Genomic DNA, 23891 nt, shown 5'->3' on the forward strand with positions numbered 1-23891 from the left:
TAACGGCGCTTTCCGTTCGTTCACCGATCCGACGGGGGCGATCCCGGCGTAAGATACACAATCATTTGCTTCGGGCGCGTTCGACTTGACGCCCTGCCAGTTCTTGGCAGTATTTCTGCCCACAGTAAACTATTTACGAAAACACTATCACGCGGGGCCGTCACCCATTCTATATGCGCAGGTGGGTACCGTGAGCACGCTCGAACGCGACCCCCGCGAGGGGATGGTTCAAGTCCTCGACGACGAGGGCGGTGTCGTCGGTGACGTTCCGGACCTCTCCGAAGAGGAGTTTGTCGCGATGTACCGGCATATGAAACTCGCCCGCCACTTCGACGAGCGGGCCGTCTCCCTCCAGCGACAGGGGCGGATGGGCACGTACCCGCCGCTCTCGGGACAGGAGGGGGCACAGATCGGTTCGGCGTTCGCACTCGCCGAGGACGACTGGATGGTCCCTTCCTACCGCGAACACGGCGCGGCGCTGGTTCGCGGACTTCCGCTCAAGGAGACGCTGCTGTACTGGATGGGCGACGAACGCGGGAGCCTCATCCCTGAGGACGCGAACGTCTTCACACCCTCCGTCCCTATCGCCAGTCAGGTGCCGCACGCCACGGGAATGGCGTGGGCGCACAAACTGAAGAACGGCGGCGAGACGGACAAGGCGTTCATCTGCTACTTCGGCGACGGCGCGACCAGCGAGGGCGACTTCCACGAGGGACTCAACTTCGCGGGCGTGTTCGACACGCCGAACGTCTTCTTCTGTAACAACAACCAGTGGGCCATCTCTGTCCCACGTGAGCGACAGACCGCCAGCGAGACGCTGGCGCAGAAGGCCGTCGCCTACGGCTTCGAGGGCGTCCAGATCGACGGGATGGATCCGCTGGCCGTCTACAAGGCGACGACCGAGGCGCTCGAGAAGGCGAAGAACCCCGCAGAGGGCGAACGCCGTCCGACGCTCATCGAGGCGGTCCAGTACCGCTTCGGCGCGCACACGACCGCCGACGACCCGACCGTCTACCGCGAGGACGCGGAGGTCGAGAAGTGGAAGAAGAAAGACCCCATCCCGCGACTGGAGAAGTTCCTCCGCAACCAGGGCATCCTCGACGACGACCGCGTCGCCGAGGTCGAAGAGTCGGTCCGCAAGGAGGTCGCCGAAGCCATCGACGCCGCAGAGTCGACGGTGCGCCCCGATCCCTCCACGATGTTCGACCACGTGTTCGCGGAGAAGACCCCCGAGATCGCACGACAGGCTGAGGAGTTCGCGCGGATGCGAGAGAAGTACGGCGACGAGGCATTCTTGGAATAATGAGTACGCAAGACCACGACACAGAAGCCACGCAGAATCTGACGCTGGTACAGTCGGTGCGCGACGCCCTCGCCACCGAGATGGGACTCGACGACGACGTCATCGTGATGGGCGAGGACGTCGGGAAGAACGGCGGCGTCTTCCGCGCCACCGAGGGACTGTACAACGAGTTCGGCGAGGACCGCGTCATCGACACGCCCCTCGCGGAGTCGGGTATCATCGGGGCCGCCGTAGGAATGGCCGCGATGGGCCTGAAGCCGATTCCGGAGATTCAGTTCTCCGGGTTTATGTACCCCGGGTTCGACCAGATCGTGAGCCATATGTCTCGCCTGCGCACCCGGTCGCGCAGTCGCTACACCCTCCCGATGGTGCTTCGCGCACCGTACGGCGGCGGCATCCGCGCGCCCGAACACCACTCCGAGTCGAAGGAGGCGTTCTACGCCCACGAGGCGGGGCTGAAAGTCGTCATCCCGTCCACTCCGTACGACACCAAGGGTCTGCTCATCTCCGCGATTCGCGACCCGGACCCGGTCATCTTCCTCGAACCCAAACTCATCTACCGCGCCTTCCGCGGTGAGGTCCCCGAGGACGACTACGAGGTGCCGATCGGTGAGGCGACGACCCGGCGTGAAGGGTCGGACGTCTCGGTGTTCACCTACGGCGCGATGACTCGCCCCTCGCTGGAGGCGGCAGAGGAACTCGCCGAAGAGGGAATCGACGCGGAAGTCGTCGACCTCCGCACCGTCTCGCCGCTGGACCGCGAGTCCATCGTTGAGTCGTTCAAGAAGACTGGCCGCGCGTGCGTCGTCCACGAGGCGCCCAAGACGGGCGGCCTCGCGGGCGAGATTACCGCGACGTTGCAGGAGGAAGCGCTCCTGTACCAGGAGGCGCCGATTCAGCGCGTCACCGGCTACGACGTGCCGTACCCGCTGTACGCACTGGAGGACTACTACATGCCGAACGCGGCGCGTGTCGCGGACGGTATCAAACAGGCGGTCGAGTTCTGAGTATGGCTGCCAAGGAGTTCAAACTGCCCGACGTGGGAGAGGGCGTCGCCGAGGGCGAACTGGTCAACTGGCTCGTCGCCCCCGGCGACACGGTCACCGAAGACCAAGCGGTCGCCGAGGTCGAGACGGACAAGGCGCTCGTCGAGGTGCCCTCGCCGTACAACGGCACGGTGAAGGAACTGCACGCCGAGGAGGGGCAGATGGTCCCCGTCGGCGACGTCATCATCACCTACGAGGTGCCCGGTGCGGACGACGACGGCGGTGCAGCCGACGCCGGCACGGAGACTGCCGCCGAACCCGAGGAACCGGCGGAACCGGCGGAGTCGGCCGCAGAGGCCGACGCGACCGCCGACACCGACGAGGCTCCCGCCCCGTCCTCCGGTCGCGTGTTCGCGCCGCCGTCCGCGCGACGACTCGCCCGCGAACTCGGCGTCGATATCGGCGCCGTCGACGGGAGCGGCCCCGGCGGCCGCGTCACCGAGGGCGACGTGCGCGCACACGCAGAGTCCGGCGACGAGAGTGACACCGACGAGGGCGAGGAGTCGTCCGGCCCGAAACAGGTCGACGTCGGCAGCAAGAAGTCCGCCGTCTCGAAGAAAGGCGAATCCGCTGATACTGCGAGCGCAGCGTCGCCTGCGCCGTCGTCCGTCGAAGCCGCCGGCCGCGACCGTACCCTCGCGGTGCCTGCGACCCGGAAAGCCGCCGAGGAGGCAGGCGTCAACCTGAACGACGTGCCGACCGACGAGACGCGCGAGGGCGAGGCGTACGTGACGACCGACCAGGTCCAGCAGTACGCGCAGGCGGTGAAAGACGCGAAGGCCGCCGAGGCCGACGAGACGGGCGCACCATCCCCCGCCGCCGCAGCAGGCAACGGTGCGGCCGCCTCCCGTGAACCCGAGTCGGTGCCGTACCGCGGCGTCCGGCGGACCATCGGCAAGCAGATGGAGCAGTCGAAGTACACTGCGCCCCACGTCAGCCACCACGACACCGCCGTCGTCGACGAGTTGGTCGAGACGCGCGCGAAGTTGAAGCAACGGGCCGCCGAGCGCGACGTGAAACTCAGCTATATGCCGTTCGTGATGAAGGCGCTCGTGGCCGGCCTCAAGGAGTTCCCCTACCTCAACTCCGAACTCCGCGAGGACGACGAGGAGATTCTCCTCAAGAAGGAGTACAACCTCGGCATCGCCGTCGCCACGGACGCGGGGCTGATGGTCCCCGTGGTGAAGAACGTCGACGAGAAGTCCATCCTCGAACTCGCTGACGAGGTGAACGACCTCGCCACGCGCGCCCGCGAACGCAAGGTCACCCGCGAGGAGATGCAGGGCGGCACGTTCACTATCACCAACTTCGGCGCCATCGGCGGCGAGTACGCCACGCCCATTATCAACTACCCCGAGACGGCGATTATGGGTCTCGGCGCCATCGACGAGCGTCCCGTCGCGGAGGACGGCGAGGTGCGCGCCGCGAAGACGCTCCCGCTGTCGCTGTCTATCGACCACCGGGTCATCGACGGCGCGGAGGCGGGCCAGTTCACCAACTTCGTGATGGAGCGACTGGAGAACCCCTCGCTGCTGCTGTTGGAGTAACGCGGCGCCACGCGACGCCGACAGATTTCGATCCGCGCAATTTTTGCACCCCTCCCGAGACGCCCACAGCAACGTATGAACACCTCCGTCACCGTCACCGACATCCGACGGGCCCGCGAGCGGTTCGACCCGGACATCGTCCGCGAGACGCCGGTCGAACGGTCGCGGTCACTCTCGGAGATGAGCGGTGCCGACGTCCGCCTGAAGATGGAACACCTCCAACGCACCGGGTCGTTCAAGACGCGTGGGGCGTCCAACCGCATCGCCGAAATCGCCGCCGAAGACGCCGCCGACCGTGTCGTCGCCGCCAGCGCCGGGAACCACGCACAGGGCGTCGCCCTCGCGGCCACGAACGCGGGTATCCCAGCGACGGTCGTGATGCCGACCGACGCGCCGCAGGCGAAAGTCGACGCCACGCGGGGGTACGGCGCAGAGGTCGTCCTCCACGGGCAGGAGTTTCAGACTGCGGTCGCCCGCGCCCGCGAGTTGGCCGACGAGGACGGAACGGTGTTCGTCCACGCGTACGACGACCGGGCTATCGTCGCCGGGCAGGGGACACTCGGCCTCGAACTCGCCGAACAGGTCCCCGACCTGGACACGGTCATCGTCCCCATCGGCGGCGGCGGCCTCATCGCGGGCATCTCCACCGCCCTCGCGTCGGTCGCGCCGTCGGTTCGCGTCGTCGGCGTGCAAGCCGAGGAGGCCGCCACCGTCCCCGAGAGTCTCCAGAAGGGCGAACCCGTCGACCGCGAGCACACCCGAACTATCGCCGATGGCATCGCCACGGGCGGCGTCGCTGACCTCACCTACGACCTCATCGAACGCCACGTCGACGAAGTGATCACCGTCAGCGACGACGAGATCGCACACGCCATCCTCACGCTCCTCCGCCGCGCGAAGCAACTGGTCGAGGGTGCAGGCGCGGCCTCCGTCGCCGGCCTCCTGTCTGGTCGCCTCGACGTGAACGACGAGACGGTCGTGCCCCTCCTGTGTGGCGGGAACATCGATATGTCGATGCTGGATACGGTGCTCGAACACGCGATGACCGACCGCGACCAACTCCTCCGTCTGCGGGTCCGCATCGAAGACGAACCCGGAGAACTCTCGACGCTGTCGTCGACGCTCGCGGACCACGGCGCGAACGTCCGCCACGTCCGCCACGACCGCGCGGTCGAAGACCTGCGCGTCGGCGAGGCGTACCTCGTGTTCGAGGTCAGCGCCGCCGGTCGCGAGCACACGACCCGCCTCATCGACGCCATCGCCGACCGCGGCTACGAAGTCGCTCGGGTCAACTGACACGCAGCGGTCGGCCGAACAACGTTCCGACGCTCGTACTGTGGTAGCGATTCACGTTCCAGTCGAAACGAAGGGGTTGTCGGGGCGTCGCACCCGGATTCTGACTAGTCAAGAAACTAGCTACTAATTGGCTGTTGTCTGACGAACGACGGTCTGCAGACGGACGAACGAGCGCCGTACGCAAGACACCTGTCAGGTGTTCGTGAGTGAGGGGCGGGGCTTTCCTCAGCTGACGACAGTTTCCACTCCGGGGGTGATCTGTCGCTCGTGTTGCTCACTCTGCTCCGCTGCTCACAGCTCACTTCGCCGCCGTGGCTCCGAGGCCTCGCTCACTACGTCCGCTCGGCCTCGCCCGTTCACGGGTCGCGATGCTCCCCGTTCACTACGGGGCGTCACTCGCGCCGCTCATTCCGCCCCGCTTGCCCGATGTTCGGAGATAATCTCGTCCACCATCGCCTCCGTCTGCTGGCGCTCCCGCTGTTCGGCACGGTCCTCCCAGTCGTCGATGACCGCCTCGACGTCGCCCTCCCGGGCGACCGCGAGTTCGTCCACCTCCTGCATCGCCACGTCCTCGGCGGGGCCGACCGGAATGTCGTGCTCGAACAACACCTCGTCGGCGACGTCCGAGAGGCCGCCCGAACGGAGGATCACTTTCGGCTCGACGTCCGCGAGTAACTCGGCGGTCGACTGCCCCGCGCCGGAGGCGTCGCGGAGGTACACCACGTCGCCCGCGGCGAGGCCGTATTGCTCGTCCGCGTGACGAATTGCCCGCTTGGTGAACTGCTCGATCACTTTTACCGGGACAAGGTCGCGCCCCTCCGAGACGTCCGCGAAGTTGTCGTGGTCGAGTTTCCACAGCGTCTTCAGCCGCGCGAGTTTCTCCTCCAGTTCTTCGACCGTCTCTTGGGCCTCGTCGCGTTCGCGTTCCAGGCGCTTGTTCTCGCGGCGGATGCGCGTCACCTCGCGGTCGCGTCTGGCCTCTAGTCGCTCCTCGCGGCGGGCGTCGGACAACTCCGCCTCCAGGTCTTCGATTTCGTCGTCCTTCTCGTCGAGGTCGGCTTTCAGGTCGTCGACGTGGTCGCGGAGGCGGTCGACCTGCGACTCCAGGTCGCGGATGCGCTTCTCGTCGTCGGTGAGTTCGCGGGGTTCGGGCCCGGACTCCTCTTCCTCCTCGCCTGTGTTGTCGGTCAGCGCCGAGAGCGCCCCTTCGACGGACTGTTCGTCCGCGACGACGCGCGCGATGACCTCCGCGCGGTCGATGCCGGCGGGCGTCTTCGCACCGATACGCTCGAACTGGTCGGCGTGGTCGTCCACGGCGAACAGCGCGGCCGCGAGGGCGTCGCGTTCGTGGTCGTTGTCGTACGCCTCCTCGCGCGTGCGGTGGAGTTTCTCATCGACCGGGAGGTCGGAGGTCGGCGTCCACCCGGCGGCGTCGAAACTGCGGCGGAACTTCTCGACCGTCTCCGGCATCGGTGTCACGTCGGCGGCGACGATGACCGGACGACCGCGTTCGATGAGCCACTCGGTCAACTCCGCGCTGTCGGCGGTGCGCGTCGAGTGGACGTCGAACACGCTCCCGTCGAGGCCGACGACGGCCGCCGCGGTCGTCGTTCCCGGATCGATGCCGACGATGACGCGGTCGCGCCGCTTGACGAGCGGTTCGAACTCGATGCCGTCGCGGCGCTCGCGCTCGATTTCGACGCGGGTGTCGCCCGAGCGGTGGGCAGTGACGGGGATGTCCTGCGGCCGCGCCGCGACGGAGAAGACGGCGTTCTGGTAGCCGCCGTACTTCTCGGTGATGTCGACCTCGAAGTCGAGGCCGGCGTCCTCCAGTTCAGACTCTACCTCGCGTGTGCGGCGCTTCACGTTGCCGTGGATGCGCCGGGTGTAGCGGTCCTGACTCCACCCACCTTTCCCGGTCGAGCGGCCACGCGACACCTTCACGGTCGTCGTGTCTGTGAACGCCGACACCTCGTAGCCGACGTTCGCGGCCGCGAGGCGGGCGCTCGCCTCCGCTTCCTTCATCGGTTTCTTGCCGTACGGGACGCCGTGCCGGGAGGCGACCCGCGAGAGGGGTTCCGGGCGCTCGTCGCCGGTCACCTGCACCAGCGACGTGCCGTGCGGGAGCGACCGCAGGAACCGCACGAGGTCGTCTTTGTCGGCGGCGAGTTCGTAGGCGTTGTCGGTCGCGACGATGGCGGGTTCGTCAGACTCGATCCGCCGCCGGAGTTTTCGGTGCGAGACGACGTCCCGTTCGACCGACTCGCCGTCGAAGACGACGAGGGCGTAGGAGGGGGCGTCACCCCGGATGTCACCGCTCTGGATGTCGACTCCGAACACGGGGGAGTCGAGCGCGCTCGTCCGGGCGTTCACGAAGGCGTCTAGGCGGCTGATAGTGAAAAACTCCCCGCCGGGATCGCGTTGACACGCTGTCACACGGACCGCGCGAGCGGCCCGGTTCAGCCCGTCGTCACGGGTCGTCTGTCCGGGTGACGCTGCGGATCGTCGCCGCGAGTCGGCGGAACAAGTTCGGCGTCCCCTTCTCGACGTACGCGTCCGCGACCGTCCGTGTCGCGTCGGGCAGGGCCCACGACGGCACGCCCGTCACGACGACCACCGGTGCGCGGAGTCCGAGCCACGCCACACGACGGACCTCGGCCTCGCCCCCGACGCCAGGGTCGACGAGGACGCAGTCCGGGGTCACTTCGGTCGCACTCGTCGCGTCGGCGACCGCTTCGACCACGATGCCCTCCCGAGCGAGGAGGCCCGCCGCTGCCGACCGGAACCCCCGGTCGGGGTCGACCAACATCGCCCGAGGCCGCCGCCCGAGGTCGTGACGGTCCTCCGCGTCAGCCGTGTCGACCGCGTCAGGTACGTCGCGAAGGGTGCTCGCGGACATCGTCGGAGTGACTCGCCCGACCCGGCTTAACGGGTGCTATGACCCCGGTAGTGGAGTCGGGACGACTATATAGCACACCTAGCGTGCCGGTCACGGCCGCCGACGAGCCGCTGGATCACGGGGCGCTCACTCGTCGTCCGGGTACGGCACCTCGACCTCGTCGCCGTCGTCGGGGAGGAACACGTCGCCGTCGAACGCATCACTCGCCTCGCGTTCGAAACTCCGCGCCTGTCCGGCGTACCGCGAGGAGAGGTGCGTGAGGGCGAGTCGCTTCGCGCCGGCCCGCTGTGCGGTCTGTGCGGCCTCGTGGGCCGTCGAGTGCGCCGTCTTGTGCGCGCGGTCGCGCGCTTCGTCGAGGAACGTCGCGTCGTGGATCAGCAGGTCCGCGCCCTCGGCGGCGTCGACGGTCTCGTCGACGGGGCGGGTGTCGCCGGTGTAGACGACCCGTCGACCGGGGCGTGGCGGACCGACGACCTGTTCGGGGCGGATGACGCGTCCGTCGTCGAGTTCGACCGACTGCCCCTCGTGGAGTTTCCCGTACGCCGGGCCCGGCGGAACGTTCAGTTCCTCCTCGGCCTTCTCGCGGTCGAATCGCCCCTTCCGGTCGTCTTCGACGAGAGCGTAGCCGACGGAACTCGTGCGGTGGTCCGTCCGGAACGTCCGCACTTCGTACTCCTCGCGTTCGAGTGCGACCGCCCCCGGCCGAAGTTCGCGGACCCGGACCGGGAAGCCGGGGTCGTGGCCGGCGGCGTGGACGAGGTCGGTGAGGTGGCGCTTCGATCCCGGTGGGCCGTGGATGGTGAGTGCGGCCTCGCGGTCGTTGAAATCGAGACTCTGGACGAGACCGGGGATGCCGAGGACGTGGTCGCCGTGGAGGTGTGTGACGAACAGATGTGAGAGGCCGAACCCGGTGTTGAACCGCATCATCTGCCGCTGAGTCCCCTCCCCGCAGTCGAACAGGAACTCGTCGCCCTCGCGGTTCAGGTACACCGCGCTGGGCGCGCGTTCCACCGTCGGCACCGCACCGCTCGTCCCGAGGAAGGTGACCCGGATCATACACGGCCCTCGCGGGGCTGCCGGTGAAACGCTGTCGAAGCGTCTGCCCGCCCCGGACGCCCGGATTCCCAGTCGTTAGCACCCGCCGCTGTACCCGGATTAATCCGACTGAATCCGGGTTCGGCAGGTGTCGTTTATATGCAGGTGCCGCCGCTACGACCGGGTGGATGTCAGAGCACACGACGACGTTCGCCGCGGTCGCCGCGGCGTTGATGCTCGTCCTCGCTGGCTGTGCGGGCGGCGTTCCCTCCACCGACGGGAGCGGCGCGGGCACGACAGAGGGGGGCGATGGGGGTACAGTGAACTTCTACGTGAGTGACCAGCAGAACGCGATCGGTGACTTCGAACACCTGAACGTCACCGTCGAGAAGGTCGTCCTCGTTCGCGCCGACGGCGACGAGAACGAGACGGAGGCTGAGGCGGAGGACGACTCCGACGATACGAACGAGACGGAGGCGGACAACGCGACCGAGACCGACGACGCTGACACTGATGACCGCGTCGTCTACGACGTCGAGAACGTCACCGTCGACCTCACCGAACTCCAAGGGGCGAACGCGACCCAACTCGGGTCCATCCCCGCGCCCAACGGCACGTATACGAAGGTGTTCGTCCACGTGAGCGACGTGAACGGCACGCTGGCCGACGGTTCCTCGGCGGACGTGAAACTGCCGTCGAACAAACTCCGACTGAACAAGCAGTTCACAGTCGGCAACGGCCAGGAGGTCGACTTCGTGTTCGACGTGACTGTGTTCGAACGCGGTCCCAACGGCTACATCCTCAAGCCGGTCGCCGGAGAGTCCGGCACCGGTGACGAGGTCGAGATTCGCGACGTCGACGACGACACAGACGACGAGGAGTCCGACGACGCCGCGGAGAGCGACGACGCGGACGACGCGGACGACGTGAACGAGACAGAGAGCGACGACGCAGCGGACGCAGACGACGACGGTGACGACGCCTCTGAGTCGGGCGACTCCGGCCAGGCGTCGATGGCGTTCTACCTCAGCGACGAACAGAACGCGATGGGCGACTTCGAGCACCTCAACGTCACCGTCACGAAGATCGGCCTGCACCGCGCCGACGGCGGGTGGGTCGAGCGAGACGTCGACGACCGCACGGTCGACCTGACGACGCTGCCGGGCGCGAACGCGACGCGACTCGGCACCTTCGGCGTGGAGAACGGCACCTACGACAAGGTGTTCGTCTACGTCGACGGCATCGACGCCACGCTGGAGAACGGCGAGTCGACGCGCGTGAAACTGCCATCGAGCAAACTCCAACTGAACACGGAGTTCACCGTCGGCAACGGCGAAGAAGTCGACTTCGTCTACGACATGTCCGTGTTCGAGGCGGGCAACTCGGGCAAGTACATCCTCAAGCCGGTCGTGAGCGAATCCGGCACGAGTGACGAGGTGCCCATCGAGGACGTCGACGAGAACGAGACGGACGACGAGGACGACCGCGAATCGCTGAACGCCTCGTTCGTCGGGAACGTCTCGACGGACGCGAACGCCACCGTCGAGGTGACGCGAAACGGCTCTACCGTCGAGAACGCGACCGTCACCGTCGCACAGGAAGTCGACGGCGAGACGACGACCACGACGTACACGACCGGCGACAACGGCACTGTCGCCTTCTTCGTCGTGGAGAACACCACCGAACTGACCGTCGAAGCGACCGACAACGATCAAGAAGCCGAACTCGAACGCGCGTTCGAGACCGAAGACGACGAGAGCGACGAGACGGAGACAGCCGACCTGAACGCGACGTTCGTCGGAACCGTCTCCGCGGGCGCGAACGCGACCGTCGAGGTGACACAGAACGAGTCGGCCGTCGAGAACGCTACCGTCACCGTCTCGCAGACGGTCGACGGCGAACTCTCGGCACAGACGTACGCGACCGACGCGAACGGCACGGTCACGTTCGGCATCGACGCGAACGCGACGGACCTGACCGTGGTCGTGGTCGACGACGACGAGGCGGTCGAACTCGAACGTGAGTTCGAGAGCGACGAGGACGACGACGCTGACACCACTGGCAACGGGAACAGTGGCGGAAACAACGGCAACGGAAACGGTAACGCGGCCCTCCAGTTCGCAGCCTGAGCCTACTTCCTCGTTTTCGGCCGTCTCCTCCCCACTTTCGCCGACTTTCAGTCACTGGGAACTGCTTCGCACTTATACGGGGGTTCCCCCACTACACTCACCTGCGAGGTGGAAACCATGGCCTACTCGGAAACAAACCCGCTGGCCGACACGTTCGGCTTCGACATCGGGGGACCGCTCGCCGCGTACTGGATCGCCCTGCTCCGTGTGATCACGGGGTGGTGGTTCTTCCACGCCGGTGTAACGAAGATCATCGAGAACGGCCTGAACTTCGGGTACGGGCCGGCGTATATGCAGGGGATGACCGGCACCGCGCTGGGGCCCATCCCGGTGTGGATGGGGAACAACCTCGCGTGGCTCATCAAGCCGGGCGTCCCACTGTTCGAGACGCTCATCGGCCTCGCGCTCATCGCTGGCGTGGCCGTGCGACTCGCCGCCTTCGGCGGGACCATCTTCATGACCCTGTTCTGGGTCGGGAACGCCGGCTTCGGGCACGGCCTCGTCAACAGCGACCTGATGGGCCTGCTCCTGTTCGGGACGATGATCGTCTTCGGCGCGGGCCGCTACTACGGCCTCGACGGTATCATCGAGACGACCGGCATCGTGGAGAAGTACCCGAAACTGCGGTACCTGCTCGGGTGACAGACGGAGGTGACAAGCTATGACACAACTCGACATCGTCGAACGAATCGGAACGGCGTTCGGTGCGGTCGCGATCCTCGGAGGCATCGTCGGCCTCGGGATCGTCGAGATACTCGCAGGCCAGCCGTACGGCGCGGCGCCGGTGACCAACGAAGCGGGCGAGGTCGTGGCGACGCCCGCCATCGATCCGGTCGTCCGGACGGGACTGGTCATCCTCGGACTGGTCGTCCTGTTCGGGGTCGGCCTCTACCGGATGATCGAAGCGGAGACCGAGGAGACCGACACCCGGCGGGAAGTCACCGCGGACTGACCACCACCGACGGCTCACCCACCCTCGTCGAGTCCCTGGCCCGTGCGAACGGCAGGGTTCAAGCCCGACGGGACGGTAGGCCACCTCAATGGACGGCCCGCTGTGGACAGACACGCACGCCCCCGGTCTCGCCGACCTCCCGCAGGCCGACGTACGCGAGCGACTCTCGCGGGCGGTCGACGAACCGATGAACCTCGTGGTACAGGGTCCGCCTGGGTCCGGAAAGACTGCTGCCGTCCGCGCACTCGCGGCGGCCGCGCACGACGACCCTGACAACGACCTCATCGAGATTAACGTCGCAGACTTCTTCGGTCGCACAAAAAAGGAGATCCGTGAGGATCCGCGCTTCGCGTCGTTCCTGCAGGGACGCTCGCGGATGGCGAAACGCGATATGATCAACCGCGTGCTCAAAGAGTCGGCCGCGAACGCGCCGATGTCGGGCACGTACAAGACGGTCTTGCTCGACAACGCCGAGGCGATTCGCGAGGACTTCCAGCAGGCACTTCGCCGCGTGATGGAGCAGTACCACCGTACGACGCAGTTCGTCATCGCGACGCGCCAACCGGCGAAACTGATCCCGCCGATCCGCTCGCGGTGTTTCCCGGTGCCCGTGCGTGCGCCAACCACCGACGAGACCATCGCCGTCCTCCGCGACATCTGTGACACGGAGGAGGTCGCGTACGACGACGACGGTCTGGAGTTCGTCGCCAGTGCCGCCGCTGGCGACCTCCGGAAGGCGGTGTTGTCCGCGCAGACCACCGCCATCGAACACGACGAGGTGACGATGAGCACCGCCTACGAGACACTCGGGGAAGTCGGCACCGAGGACGCGGTGTTGGAGGCGTTGAACGCCGCACAGGCGGGCGACCTCAAGACCGCTCGTTCGGCACTCGACGACCTCCTGCACGACGACGGCTACGAGGGCGGCGACCTCCTGCGCGAACTGCTTCGGGTCGCGCGCTCGAAGTCCGACGCCTCGTCGGCGTCGGTCGCGCGCCTGCACGCCCTCGCCGGTGAGGTCGACCTTGACCTCGTCGAGGGGAGCGACGACCGCATCCACCTCACGCACCTGCTCGCAGCGTGGGGCGCGGGGCGGACGACGACCGAATCTGGGGTTCGCGACCCCGCAAACGCGTGATATCGGTCCCCGTCCCCGACATCGCACCCGGCGCGGAGTGGCGGGTGCTCCTCCCGCTCTCTCTTGCAGTGCCGTTGCTGTTCCTGTTCCCGCCGCTCGGAGTGGCACTCCTCGCACTCGGAGCGTTCTCGGCGTACTTCTACCGCGACCCCGACCGTGAACCAGCAGGCGAGGGAATCCTCACGCCCGCAGACGGCCACGTCTCTGTGATCCGCGAAGACGGCGACCGCGTCCGCGTCGGCGTGTTCATGAGTCCCTTCGACGTCCACGTCGTCCGCGCACCCGCCGACGGCGAGGTCACCCGACTCGACCACCGCGGCGCGGCCCACAAGCCGGCGTTCGCGAAGGAGTCCGAGCGAAACGAGCGACTGGAGTACACACTGGTCGCAGACGCTGGTGACAGCGCCGATGGAGACGAACCGGCGGCCGAGCAGGCGGGCGTACGAACCGACGGCGCGCTCATCGCGGGCTGGTTCGCCCGCCGCATCAGCCCCTACGTTTCGCGTGGAGACCGTCTCGACCGGGGACAGCGACTCGGCTACATCGCGTTCGGGTCGCGGGCGGACGTGGTTCTGCCGCCAGAGTACGACGCCGGCGACGTGCGCGTCGCGGTCGGCGAGGCGGTTCGCGCTGGCGAGTCGGTGATCGCACGACGAGAGTGACTCCGCCAGTCCACTTCCGCTCCGCATCCGCCCGCGACCGTGGGGATTATGCCCGGGAGCGGTTCACTCTCGGGTATGCCGGGTAACCCGAAGGGCGACCGCCGGGAGCGCGAACTCGTCAACAGGCTCCACGACGCCGGCTTCGCCGTGATGCGCGCGCCCGCCAGTGGGTCGTCGACCGACCGCGAACTGCCGGACGTTCTCGCGGGCGACGGGCGCGTGTTCTACGCTGTCGAGGCGAAGTCGTCCTCGGGTGACCCCATCTACCTCCGCGGCGAGGAGGTGGAGGCGCTCATCTACTTCTCGCGCAACTTCGGTGCGACGCCGAAGATTGGCGTTCGATTCGACCGCGAGGACTGGTACTTCTTCCACCCGGGCGACCTGTACGTCACCGACGGCGGGAACTACCGTGTGAAGAAAGAGACCGCCATCGAAGACGGCGAGACCATCGACGACCTCCTCGCGGCCAGCGAAGACACCGAATCCGACCGCAGCGTCGCGGAGGTGCTCAACGCTGTGGAACAGGGCGTCCTCTCGGCCGAAGAAGCCGAGGAGATGCTGTAACTACTCTGTGCAACTGCCCCAGCAAGCTATACCCCGATCACGGGGATACGCGGCCGCTCCTCTGGCGCGACTCGACGGAGCCGAGACGCGGGGAAGCCGTACCGTCGGAGGCCCGAGACGTCGAGTACGTCGGCGTCCAGTCGGCCGTCGACGTACACCGCATCGACGACGGGTTCGTGGTCGCCGTACGCCTCGTTCGTCTCGTAGTCGCTGATGCGTCGCCCTTCGGGCGTCTCGTACTCGTCGGCGCGGGCGGTCGTGACCCCGGTGACGACGAGCCGTTTGCCCGTCTCGCGGTCGCGGACGAACGACCCGAGACGGGGTCGGTGACTGCCGCACAGGAACGCGCCTGTCTCGCAGGTGGGGACGAACACGCCCCCGCCACAGACCGCACAAGCGGCGACGCGTTCGCCAGGCGCAGGGACGCGCCCGATACCGACTTCTAGGTCGACGCGGCGGAGGTGCTTGCACCGCTGGTGCCGGAGTTCGTGATCCGGGCAGGTACAGCGGTCGCTCGCGAGGTCGACGACGTAGGAACCGCCCTCGGTGTCGACGAGGTACGAGTCGTCGTCGCGGAGCGGATACACCGCCATCGGCTCGGTTCGGGCGCGAATCGCTCGCCCGTCGTCGCGTGCATCGACCGTCCCGACGTGGCCGCGTTGTGGCCCGTCCGGTCCGTCGGGTTCGTCCGGCCCGCCGGGCAGGTCGACCGTGTCTACACCCTCGGGGAACCGCGTTCGTGCGCGGTCGAACTGTTCGGGGTCGAGGGCGGCCGTTCGGGGGTCGTGTCGCTCGTCGGAGGTGGATGTCGCTGGCATTTGAACACAGAAGATACGCGTCGAACGAACCTAAGCCCTCGGCTGAGACCGACTATGACACCCCCAGCGTCGCGTTTCGGCGTGTCGCGGGCGCTTCGAAGCCCTTTTGCCGAGTCCACGGATACGGCGGTGTATGACTCTCGACGCCGAGATGCGCCGCAAGATCGCCGTCTCCGTCGGCGCTGTCGTCGTCTTCATCGCTCTCCTCATCGCAATCGGGACCCGGTACACGACCGGTCACAACCTCTCGAACGTCGGCGGCTACTACTTCGTCGGCGTTATGGCGCTGTTCATCGTGCTGATGGGCGCGGCGGGCATCTTCCTCGACACGCGAAACTGAGCCGCTGGGTCGTCAGGCGGTCGCTCCGTCCGGTTCTTCGTGGTCGCGGTCGCGCCAGTCGACGACCTCGCCTGCCTCTCGTAACTGTCGGCTGTAGTACTCCAGCGGGTGTGGTGCAACCGAGCGGTGGTTCTCCTCGTTGTCGCACAGGCCGTACTCGCCCAGCGTCCGGCACGACGGCGGCGGGTACTGCGCGCCCGACTCGTCGCGGAGATACGCGAACCGCTCGCTCACTACCTCGGGGTCCATCCCGGTGAGCGCGACGGCCTCCTCGCTGTCGAGGTTGAGGCCCGCGAGGAACGCCAGCAGCGAGAAGCGGCCGTGCGGCCCCACGTCGTCGCCAGCGCGAGCGCGGTCGAGGAGGCGGGCGATACACGGGGGGAAGTGTTCGGGCGCGACCACGTCGAGGTCGGCGCGGACGCTCCGGTCGGCCAGCAGGTCGCGCAGGTCGGTGATTTCAGTCTCGAGTTCCGTCGCGAGGTCATCGCTGACGCCCTCGAACGGGAGACCGTCGGCGACGCGGTCGCGGACTGCCTCACGGAGCAGGCGGTACAGTTCCTCGCGTTCGATCCGGACCTCGCCGGCGACGAGTTCGCGGTTGACGAGTCGCCAGTCGTCGCCCCAGTCGGGGTCGACGTACGAGAGGTACCGCCCGACGCCCAGCCAGAGCCACTTGCCGTCGGGTTGGCCCGGTTTCGGCTCCTCTGCGCGGGTCGCGCTCGCCAGGTCAAACTCCCGGAGGAGCGCGTCTTGGTCGATGCGCGCGGGGTCGGGGCGGGCGTCGCCGCGGGCGCGGTCGATGTCCTCCGTGAAGCGGCGGTATGCGGTGCGCGCCTCGGCGGTGGCGTACTTCTCCACGGCGGCGTGGGAGTCGAGCAACGAGACGAGGATGCGCGCGATGGGGTACGAGAGGAGTTCGTCGCGTGCGTCCCACTCGACGGGGTCGGTGGCCTCGACGGTCCCCTCGGTGAGCGCGCGTTCGACCCGCTCGCGCCCCCGGTCGACGGCCGCGTCGCCGTCGGCGACGAGCGCCGCCAGGTCGACGCCCGACTCGCGGACGGCGTCGCGGGCCGCCCCGAAGAACGGGTAGCGGGCGTGGCGCGGGTCCATAGTCGGTTGTCGGTGATGGTGGCCGGGGGTTAAGCCCGACGGTCTGCGTCGTATTCGGTCCGCAAGCCGGCACTGTGGCAGTGCGGGTCGGTGTCTGGGTCCAGTTGAATCGCGGTCTTCCGCCAGTGATCTGCCTTGTTCGGTTGCGACAGCGTGACTACGTCTGAACCGACTTCTGGTACAGCGCCAACTCGAACGTAACCGCGCCACTCTCGATGGAGACCTCTTGCTGCAGTTGGAACCCCAACTGCTCGTAGAATCCACGCGCGACATCGTTCTCGACGCCAGTGTTCAGGACGAACTGTTCGTACCCGTCTTGTCTCGCACGCCGGGCAAGTTCGCGGTAGATGGCGCTTCCAATCCCCTGCCCGTGGCACTCGGGGTCGACACGCATTCGTGCGAGTTCGGCGGTCTGGTCGTCGATCGGGACGAACTCTCCGAGCCACTCGCTCGGTAGTGCGTAAGCACCCATCCCGACGATTGTCCCGTCATCTCCGACACCGACGAGAAACTCCCCCTCGCCGTCGAGGTACGTTGCTTTCACCTCCCGGAGGTCTTCGTCAGGGAGGTCTGGATCGTACTCGGGAGTCGTGGCCATCGCCTCCTCGTTCAACGCACGAACACGCTCGCCGTCATCGGATCGAAACCGACGAACCTCGACGGGGACAGGATAACCATCCGACACGTGTTCGGAGTGAGATCGAATTCACTTAACACGATTGGTAGGTTCGGGAAGCGCGACACCGAACCGGGTATCGGTTCGGTTGCGACGCGACTGGTCTACTCCGCTTCGAAGCCGTCCTCCCAGCGGAACGTCCCGTTCCGTTGGACGACTTCGCCGTCGACGAACATCCGTGAGTCCTCGGACATGTCCGTGATCATATCGACGTGCACCGCAGAATCGTTGCCCGCTTCCCCTTCGGGGAGACAGGCGTCGTACGCGCGGCCGACCGCGAGGTGGACGGTGTCGCCCATCTTCTCGTCGAACAGGATGGAGTCGGTGAAGCGGTCGATGCCGCGGTTCATCCCGATGCCGAGTTCGCCGAGGCGACGCGCCCCCTCGTCGGTGTCGAGGACGTCCGCGATGGCGTCCTCGCCCTGGGCGGCCGAGAAGTCGACCACCTCGCCGCCCTCGAACGTGAGCGAGACGTCTTGCACGCGCTGGGCGTCGATGGTCATCGGCACGTCGAAGAACACCTCGCCCTCGGTGGCGTGGGGCGCGGTGAACACCTCGCCCGAGGGGAGGTTGTGGGAGTCGTAGGCGACGCTGGCGGCGGAGTTGACGGCCGTGCGGCCCTCGATGGACATCGTGAGGTCGGTACGCTCCTTCTCGATGCGGACCTCCGAGCCCTCGTCGAGGATGTCCTTCATATTCGCCATCTCCTCGGCCAGCGACTCCCAGTCGCGGAGCACCGCGTCGTACACGAAGTCCTGGTACTCCTCGTAGGCCATTCCCGCCTGCTGTGCCAGCGCCCGCGTCGGGTGGACGGTCGACACCCAGTCGGTCGCCATTCGCGCTTCTCGTGCTTCGGTTCCGGCCTTGCGGGCGGCCATCCGGCGGTCGCCGTCGACGTCGGCGTGGGCGGTGGTGTTGCGGCCGCCGCCGATGCGGAGGTACACGTCGGCGGCCTCCAGCATCGCCAGTTCGGGGTCGCTCCCGGCGAACTCGCGGTCCTCGCCCGCACGGAGGAACGCGCGGGACACTTCGCTCGACCCGTAGGTGGTCAGCAGGGTGGCGTCGCGCTTGCCCAGTTCGGCGGCGACGGCGACCGCGAGGTCGTGTGCGCCCTCCGCGACGTCCATCACGACCTGGTCGCCCGCCTCGACGCGGGCGCTCCAGTCGACGAGTACCTCGGCGTGTGATCGCACTCTGTCGTCCATACCGGACGTGGGCGAGGGAGGCGCGTAAGTGCGGCGCTTCCGGGTGTCGCGGCCGGATCTCTCGTTCACCGCTCCGCCCGCAACGGCGGTCGACGCCTCGTGTTCTCCCTCGCCACACCGCAACGCATACGCCCCGCCTCACCGACCCGCCGGTATGAGCATACAACTCGGCGTGATCGGACTCGGGCGGATGGGGCAGATCGTCGTCGACCGGGTCCTCGATGCCGGTCACGACGTGGTCGCGTTCGACCTCGACGCGGAGGCGACCGCCACGGCCGCCGAGGCCGGAGCAGAGCCAGCGGACTCCGTCGCGGACCTGTACGAGCGACTGAGCGAGGGCGGCGACGGTAACGGCGTCCGCATCTGGCTGATGGTCCCCGCGGGCGACGCGGTCGACGCGACGCTGGAGGAACTGGAACCGCACCTCTCGGGCGACGACGTCGTCGTCGACGGCGGCAACTCCTACTTTGAGGACTCCGTGCGCCGGGCGGAGGCGACCGACGCCGCGTACCTCGACTGTGGAACCTCTGGCGGCCCCGCGGGCGCGGAACTCGGCTTCTCGCTGATGGTCGGCGGGCCCGAGTGGGCCTACGAGGAGTTGACGCCCGTGTTCGACGCCGTCGCTACCGGGCCCGTGGGCCACGATCGGATGGGTGAGGCCGGATCGGGCCACTACGTGAAGATGGTCCACAACGGCGTCGAGTACGCGCTGATGCAGGCGTACGGCGAGGGCTTCGAGTTGCTCCACCGCGGCCGCTACGACCTCGACCTGGAGGCCGTGGCGCGGACGTGGAACAACGGCGCGGTCATCCGCTCGTGGCTACTGGAACTGTGTGAGGAGGCGTTCCGTGAGGAGGGCAACGACCTAGGCGACGTGGCCGACCGCATCGAGGGCGGGTCGACGGGCACGTGGACGGTGCAGGAGGCACTCGAACAGGAGGTGCCCGTGCCGCTCATCTACCAGGCGCTCTCGGAGCGGTTCGACTCTCGCGAGGAGCGGTTCGGTCGCCGCCTCGCGAGTCGCCTCCGGTACGGCTTTGGGCGACACGAAGTGCCCCGGAAAGACGAGTAGTCGCCGGGCGGGCGAACCGTGTCCGGCAGCCCTTTTTGCTCGGCCTCGCAGCGCTGCGTATGGTCCCTCAATCGACACGGCGACTGGTCGTCGTCGCCGTCGTCGCCCTCGCGGTCGGTGCCGTCCTCGTCCCGGCGGTGAACGCCCTTCCCGGCTTCTCGGATCACACCGGACCGATCGACATCGACGTTACCGAGTTCGAGCGGCTCGAATCCGGTTGTGCCTCGGCGGTCGCGACGTACTCGCGTGGCTCGGTCAGCGGCGACACGTTCACCAAGGTCACGTTCATCGAGACGGCCAGCGCGGACGCGAACCTCTCGGTCTGGACCGAGCGAACTTCGCCCGAGGGGGCCGACCTGAGTACGTTCCGCGTCCACGTCGAGTCACACGACGCCGGTCCCGCGAACGAGACGTGTGAGACGGGCGTACTCTATCGGATCTCCGTCGAGACGAGCGGTGGCGCGCCCGCGGGGGTCCTCGCCGACGATCACGGCACCCGGATTCAGTGGATGGAGAACGGCGAGTTCACCGTCTGTTCTGTGAGCACGACCGGCGGCCTCGACACCCGGTGTCCCGGCGACCGTGACCACCCGCGAGTGTGGGCGAACACGACCGCGACGTAACCGCTCGACGGCGGGAGCGCCCTGTCGAACACGTTCGCAGTCTCGCGATTTGGCGGTTTCGGCGATCGCTGGATAATCACAACCCTTGTTACCCCCCGCTTCATACGCGGATCTATGGTAGACCCCGTGGCAATCGGGTTCGGCGCGGGCCTCGTGTTGGTCTTCGTCGCCCTGCACTTCGCCCGCGGCACGGGCTGGGAGGCCACCGCGGACATCTCTGAGGAGGTCATCGAGCGGCGTGCCTCCACCGTCGAAGAGACGGAGTTCCCCGAACCGGGGAGCCGTGCTATCGGGGGCGGAAGCGTCCCCGCGGGTGCGGTCACCGCCGGTGAAGACGGCGAACTGGAGGAGGGCGCGGCCAGCGAAGAGTCGACGAGTCCCGCCGACATCCCCGAAGACGAGATCGAGTACTTCGAGGTCGAGTACACCAAAGAAGGCGACACCATCGAAGTCGCCAACAACGAGACCGTCCTCGAAGCCGGCGAAGAGGAGGGCTGGGACCTGCCGTACGCGTGTCGACAGGGTCAGTGTGTCTCGTGTGCCGGCCAGATCACCTCCGGCGGCAACTCCGAGGAGTACGTCGAACACGACAACCAGCAGATGCTCGACGACGCCGAACTCGACGACGGGTACACGCTCACCTGCGTCGCGTACCCCCGCGCCGACTTCACGATCGAGACGGGCAAAGCGCCGTAACACGGTCTTTCTCGCTCGCCTCGCCGTTCTCTCACTACTTCGTTCGACTCGTCCCCACTAGCGACTTCCGGCGATCTGTGCCGGGCTTCGAAGCCGTAAACACCCCCCGCGGTAACGGACGAACACCGGAGCCGTCTCGTGTCTGCATCTGATGAACGCGCCGGTGGCTCTCTCACCGAGGGGTCGCTGGCGCGACCGATGTTCGCGCTCGCGTGGCCCATCGTGGCGACCCAGTTGCTGCAGGTGGCGTACAACCTCACCGACACCCTGTGGCTGGGGCGATTCTCCACGGACGCGGTCGCGGCCATCAGCCTCGCGTTTCCGCTCGTCTTCCTGTTCATCTCCATCGGCGGCGGCCTCAACGTCGCTGGCTCGACCCTCGTCGCGCAGTACACCGGCCGCGCCAGCGACGCCGCCGTGGACGACGAGGCGGACGTGGGAGACGACCGCACGACCGACGCGGACGTCGACTCGGATCTTGACCGCGACCTTGCGGACGCGATCAGTCACTCTCGAACCGCCGGGACGGTCGCCGGACAGACGCTGACGACCGTGACGACCGTCGCGGTCGTCTTCGGCGGCCTCGGCTTCCTCCTCACCGACCGCCTCCTCGGGGTGCTTCCCTCCTCACCTGCGACGGCTGGACAGGTGATCCCGCTCGCCGCCGACTACATGGAAGTGTTCTTCCTCGGCCTCCCGTTCCTGTTCGGCTTCTTCGTGTTCTCTTCACTGATGCGGGGGTACGGCAACACCCGTGCGCCGATGGTCGTGATGGCCGTCTCCGTGCTGATCAACGTCGTCATCGATCCGCTGCTCATCTTCGGCTACGGACCGTTCCCCCGCCTCGGCGTGCAGGGGGCGGCGCTGGCGACGGTGCTCTCGCGGACGGTCGCGACCGCAATCGGCCTGTACGTCCTCCTCGGCACGAGCGCCGGCCCCCGCGTGCGCCTCCCCGACTTCCGCCCGCAACTGCGCTTCGTGAAACAGATCGTTCGTGTCGGCGTCCCGTCGGCGGTCGAGCAGTCGGCCTCGGCGCTGGGGTTCATCACGCTCACCGCGATGGTCGTCACCTTCCGGCCGGAGGTCGTCGCCGCGTTCGGTCTCGGAAACCGCCTCACGTCGCTGGTGTTCCTGCCAGCCCTGGGGCTGGGCCGTGCGACCAACACGATCGTCGGACAGAACCTCGGCGCTGGCAAGCCCGAGCGAGCAGAGCGGGCGACGTGGCTCGCCGCGAAGGTGGCAAGCGGCGTGATGCTCGTCGTCGCCGTGATAACCGTCGTCTTCGCCGACGAGGTGGTCGCCGTGTTCATCTCGACGGGGACGGCGGCGGCCGCCGAGACGATCCGACTCGGTGGGGAGTACCTCACCGTCCGCGCCGTCGAGTTCGGCTTCATCGGCGTCCTTCAGGTCGTTCTCGGCGCCTACCGCGGCGCAGGCAACACCAAGACCGCGCTGGCGTTCTCGTTGCTGGCGCTGTGGCTCGGTCGCGTGCCCATCGTGTACTGGCTCGCGATCGCCGGTGACTACGGCCCATTCGGTATCTGGGTCGGGATGGCCGTCGGGCAGATACTCGGCGCGGTCGCCGCCGCTGCGTGGTTCACCCGCGGGACGTGGAAGGAGGCCGTCATCGACGACGACGGCGAGGCGGACACGGCCTGAACCGGATCGGTTCCGAAGGCTTATTCGACACGCTGTGGTACGGATGCGTGAGGGCGGCTAGTTCAGCGGACAGAACGCTTGGTTCCGGACCAAGAGGTCGGGGGTTCAAATCCCTCGCCGCTCGCTTCCTACCGGATTCACCGCGACGAGAGAAGCACCCCGTGAACTTCTGTCCCGTCTCGTGAACACTGTGAACGACCGAGGCCGTTCGGTTTCTCGCACGTCACACCGGCCACGCGCCGGTCAGGCGACCGCGTAACTCCCCAGGAACAACACCGCGTTGTAGACGCCGTGTGCGAGAACGGGCGCCGCGAGGTTACCGGTCCGCTCGTACAGCGCGCCGAACACCGATCCGATCACGGCGATGAGGAGCGCGCCAACGACGACGCCGGCGAGCGCGCCGGTGTAGTTCGTGAGATGGAGCGACCCGAACAGCAGCGCCGCACCCGCAACGGCGGCAACCGGGCCGAACGTACCGCGAAGCCGACCCTGAATCACGCCACGGAAGAGGAACTCTTCGATTGGCGCGACCACCAACACGGAGGCGACCGCGAGCGCCACGAGGAGTCTCGGATCTGCGGTCACCGCCCCTTCGATCACGGACCCGGGCGCCAGACCGAGCGCCGACACCACCGTGATCAGTCCGACTGCCGTTACGAGTGCAAGGACGGTCGCGAGAAGGATGTCACGCGCTTGGCGGGCGTCGGGGACGGCGACTGGAACGCGCAGACCTGTGCGCCACACGTACACCGCGCCGACAGCGAACAAGCCGAGTTGCCCGGCCAGCAGCAGACCGATGAACACGAGCGGCGACTGGACGTCGAGGCCGGCCAGAAACACCGGGATGGCAAACACGATGCCGGTGGCCAGCGAGGTGACGAACGCCGCGACCGTCAGGCCGAGAGCCACGGCGACAGCGCGACCCCGTCCGGCCGTCCGAGTCGATACCCGCTGTGCGTCTTCCCGGTCTAGGGTGTCGGAATCGGTGATACTGCTCATACCAGTATCGACGCTCGCTCACGATATAACTCAGCAGTGGCCCAGGCTATCACTCGTCGGAGAGCCGGATACGGATCGAGCAGTCGCGAGCGAACCCACCGTGGTTCAGATCCCTCGTCGCT

At 67.4% G+C, this 23891-nt stretch carries 23 protein-coding genes and 1 tRNA gene; 16 read left to right on the top strand and 8 right to left on the bottom strand.

Features of this window, described 5'->3' with window-relative positions; translation table 11 throughout:
• The first annotated feature begins 190 nt into the window (after nt 1–190).
• The 4 genes from pdhA (at nt 191) to ilvA (ending at nt 5192) form a co-directional block, all read left to right on the top strand.
• On the top strand, nt 191–1303 hold the full coding sequence (gene pdhA / locus P0D77_RS03090; RefSeq protein WP_277554710.1) for a pyruvate dehydrogenase (acetyl-transferring) E1 component subunit alpha: 1113 nt from the start codon (nt 191–193) through the stop codon (nt 1301–1303).
• Complete coding sequence (locus tag P0D77_RS03095) at nt 1303–2310, top strand: alpha-ketoacid dehydrogenase subunit beta (RefSeq protein ID WP_277554711.1); 1008 nt, start codon at nt 1303–1305, stop codon at nt 2308–2310. The genes pdhA and P0D77_RS03095 overlap by 1 nt, the downstream gene beginning before the upstream one ends.
• A gap of 2 nt (nt 2311–2312) precedes the next feature.
• Nucleotides 2313–3896 (top strand): dihydrolipoamide acetyltransferase family protein, encoded by a 1584-nt coding sequence (locus tag P0D77_RS03100; protein WP_277554712.1) that lies wholly within the window; start codon nt 2313–2315, stop codon nt 3894–3896.
• 75 nt (nt 3897–3971) lie between these two features.
• Nucleotides 3972–5192 carry a threonine ammonia-lyase gene (gene ilvA / locus P0D77_RS03105; RefSeq protein ID WP_277554714.1) on the top strand — a complete coding sequence of 407 codons (1221 nt, stop codon included), beginning with the start codon at nt 3972–3974 and terminating at the stop codon, nt 5190–5192.
• Between the two features lie 405 nt (nt 5193–5597).
• Here ilvA and P0D77_RS03110 read toward each other — a convergent pair whose 3' ends face one another.
• The 3 genes from P0D77_RS03110 to rnz form a co-directional block, all read right to left on the bottom strand.
• The gene (locus tag P0D77_RS03110; protein WP_277554715.1) at nt 5598–7565 is read right to left on the bottom strand and encodes a DUF460 domain-containing protein; all 1968 of its coding nucleotides are present in this window, start codon (nt 7563–7565) and stop codon (nt 5598–5600) included.
• Nucleotides 7566–7662: 97 nt separating this feature from the next.
• Nucleotides 7663–8091: a DNA-binding transcriptional response regulator gene (locus P0D77_RS03115; RefSeq protein WP_277554716.1), complete on the bottom strand. Its 429-nt coding sequence runs from the start codon at nt 8089–8091 to the stop codon at nt 7663–7665.
• A 126-nt stretch (nt 8092–8217) separates the two neighbouring features.
• Entirely contained in the window at nt 8218–9147 is a 930-nt protein-coding gene (gene rnz / locus P0D77_RS03120; protein ID WP_277554717.1) for a ribonuclease Z, read from the bottom strand.
• A gap of 167 nt (nt 9148–9314) precedes the next feature.
• Here rnz and P0D77_RS03125 point away from each other — a divergent pair, with 167 nt between their 5' ends.
• The 6 genes from P0D77_RS03125 (at nt 9315) to hjc (ending at nt 14571) form a co-directional block, all read left to right on the top strand.
• Entirely contained in the window at nt 9315–11255 is a 1941-nt protein-coding gene (locus P0D77_RS03125) for a DUF4382 domain-containing protein (protein WP_321170529.1), read from the top strand.
• 117 nt (nt 11256–11372) lie between these two features.
• Nucleotides 11373–11897 (top strand): DoxX family protein, encoded by a 525-nt coding sequence (locus tag P0D77_RS03130; RefSeq protein WP_277554718.1) that lies wholly within the window; start codon nt 11373–11375, stop codon nt 11895–11897.
• Between the two features lie 19 nt (nt 11898–11916).
• Entirely contained in the window at nt 11917–12207 is a 291-nt protein-coding gene (locus P0D77_RS03135) for a hypothetical protein (RefSeq protein WP_277554720.1), read from the top strand.
• An 88-nt stretch (nt 12208–12295) separates the two neighbouring features.
• Complete coding sequence (locus tag P0D77_RS03140) at nt 12296–13345, top strand: AAA family ATPase (RefSeq protein WP_277554721.1); 1050 nt, start codon at nt 12296–12298, stop codon at nt 13343–13345.
• The gene (locus P0D77_RS03145) at nt 13342–14007 is read left to right on the top strand and encodes a protein sorting system archaetidylserine decarboxylase (protein ID WP_277554722.1); all 666 of its coding nucleotides are present in this window, start codon (nt 13342–13344) and stop codon (nt 14005–14007) included. The genes P0D77_RS03140 and P0D77_RS03145 overlap by 4 nt, the downstream gene beginning before the upstream one ends.
• 75 nt (nt 14008–14082) lie before the next feature.
• Nucleotides 14083–14571 carry a Holliday junction resolvase Hjc gene (hjc, locus tag P0D77_RS03150; protein WP_277554723.1) on the top strand — a complete coding sequence of 163 codons (489 nt, stop codon included), beginning with the start codon at nt 14083–14085 and terminating at the stop codon, nt 14569–14571.
• Nucleotides 14572–14597: 26 nt separating this feature from the next.
• Here the strand turns inward: hjc and P0D77_RS03155 are convergent, their stop codons facing one another.
• Nucleotides 14598–15389, bottom strand: a complete 792-nt coding sequence (locus P0D77_RS03155) for an SWIM zinc finger family protein (RefSeq protein WP_277554724.1) — start codon at nt 15387–15389, stop codon at nt 14598–14600.
• 133 nt (nt 15390–15522) lie between these two features.
• Between P0D77_RS03155 and P0D77_RS03160 the strand changes: the two genes are divergently transcribed.
• Entirely contained in the window at nt 15523–15729 is a 207-nt protein-coding gene (locus tag P0D77_RS03160) for a DUF7472 family protein (protein WP_277554725.1), read from the top strand.
• A gap of 12 nt (nt 15730–15741) precedes the next feature.
• On the opposite strand, the gene P0D77_RS03165 is transcribed toward P0D77_RS03160, so the two are convergent.
• The 3 genes from P0D77_RS03165 to P0D77_RS03175 form a co-directional block, all read right to left on the bottom strand.
• A complete protein-coding gene (locus P0D77_RS03165) occupies nt 15742–16839 on the bottom strand; it encodes a DNA primase (protein ID WP_277554726.1) in 1098 nt (365 codons plus the stop codon).
• A 157-nt stretch (nt 16840–16996) separates the two neighbouring features.
• Entirely contained in the window at nt 16997–17524 is a 528-nt protein-coding gene (locus tag P0D77_RS03170; protein ID WP_277554727.1) for a GNAT family N-acetyltransferase, read from the bottom strand.
• A 95-nt stretch (nt 17525–17619) separates the two neighbouring features.
• Entirely contained in the window at nt 17620–18720 is a 1101-nt protein-coding gene (locus P0D77_RS03175) for an aminopeptidase (RefSeq protein ID WP_277554729.1), read from the bottom strand.
• Nucleotides 18721–18880: 160 nt separating this feature from the next.
• On the opposite strand from P0D77_RS03175, the gene gnd reads away from it, so the two are divergent.
• From gnd to P0D77_RS03200, 5 genes are all read left to right on the top strand, one after another.
• Nucleotides 18881–19792: a phosphogluconate dehydrogenase (NAD(+)-dependent, decarboxylating) gene (gene gnd / locus P0D77_RS03180; protein ID WP_277555725.1), complete on the top strand. Its 912-nt coding sequence runs from the start codon at nt 18881–18883 to the stop codon at nt 19790–19792.
• Nucleotides 19793–19851: 59 nt separating this feature from the next.
• Nucleotides 19852–20415 carry a hypothetical protein gene (locus P0D77_RS03185; protein ID WP_277554730.1) on the top strand — a complete coding sequence of 188 codons (564 nt, stop codon included), beginning with the start codon at nt 19852–19854 and terminating at the stop codon, nt 20413–20415.
• A 114-nt stretch (nt 20416–20529) separates the two neighbouring features.
• Nucleotides 20530–21111 (top strand): 2Fe-2S iron-sulfur cluster-binding protein, encoded by a 582-nt coding sequence (locus tag P0D77_RS03190; protein ID WP_277554732.1) that lies wholly within the window; start codon nt 20530–20532, stop codon nt 21109–21111.
• Nucleotides 21112–21309: 198 nt separating this feature from the next.
• Entirely contained in the window at nt 21310–22770 is a 1461-nt protein-coding gene (locus tag P0D77_RS03195) for an MATE family efflux transporter (RefSeq protein WP_277555726.1), read from the top strand.
• Between the two features lie 51 nt (nt 22771–22821).
• Nucleotides 22822–22894 (top strand) — tRNA-Arg (locus tag P0D77_RS03200).
• Nucleotides 22895–23013: 119 nt separating this feature from the next.
• Here P0D77_RS03200 and P0D77_RS03205 read toward each other — a convergent pair.
• Entirely contained in the window at nt 23014–23769 is a 756-nt protein-coding gene (locus P0D77_RS03205; protein WP_277554733.1) for a CPBP family intramembrane glutamic endopeptidase, read from the bottom strand.
• Between the last annotated feature and the right edge of the window lie 122 nt (nt 23770–23891).

The organism is Halobaculum limi (assembly GCF_029490015.1).
Classification (GTDB): Archaea; Halobacteriota; Halobacteria; order Halobacteriales; family Haloferacaceae; genus Halobaculum; species Halobaculum limi.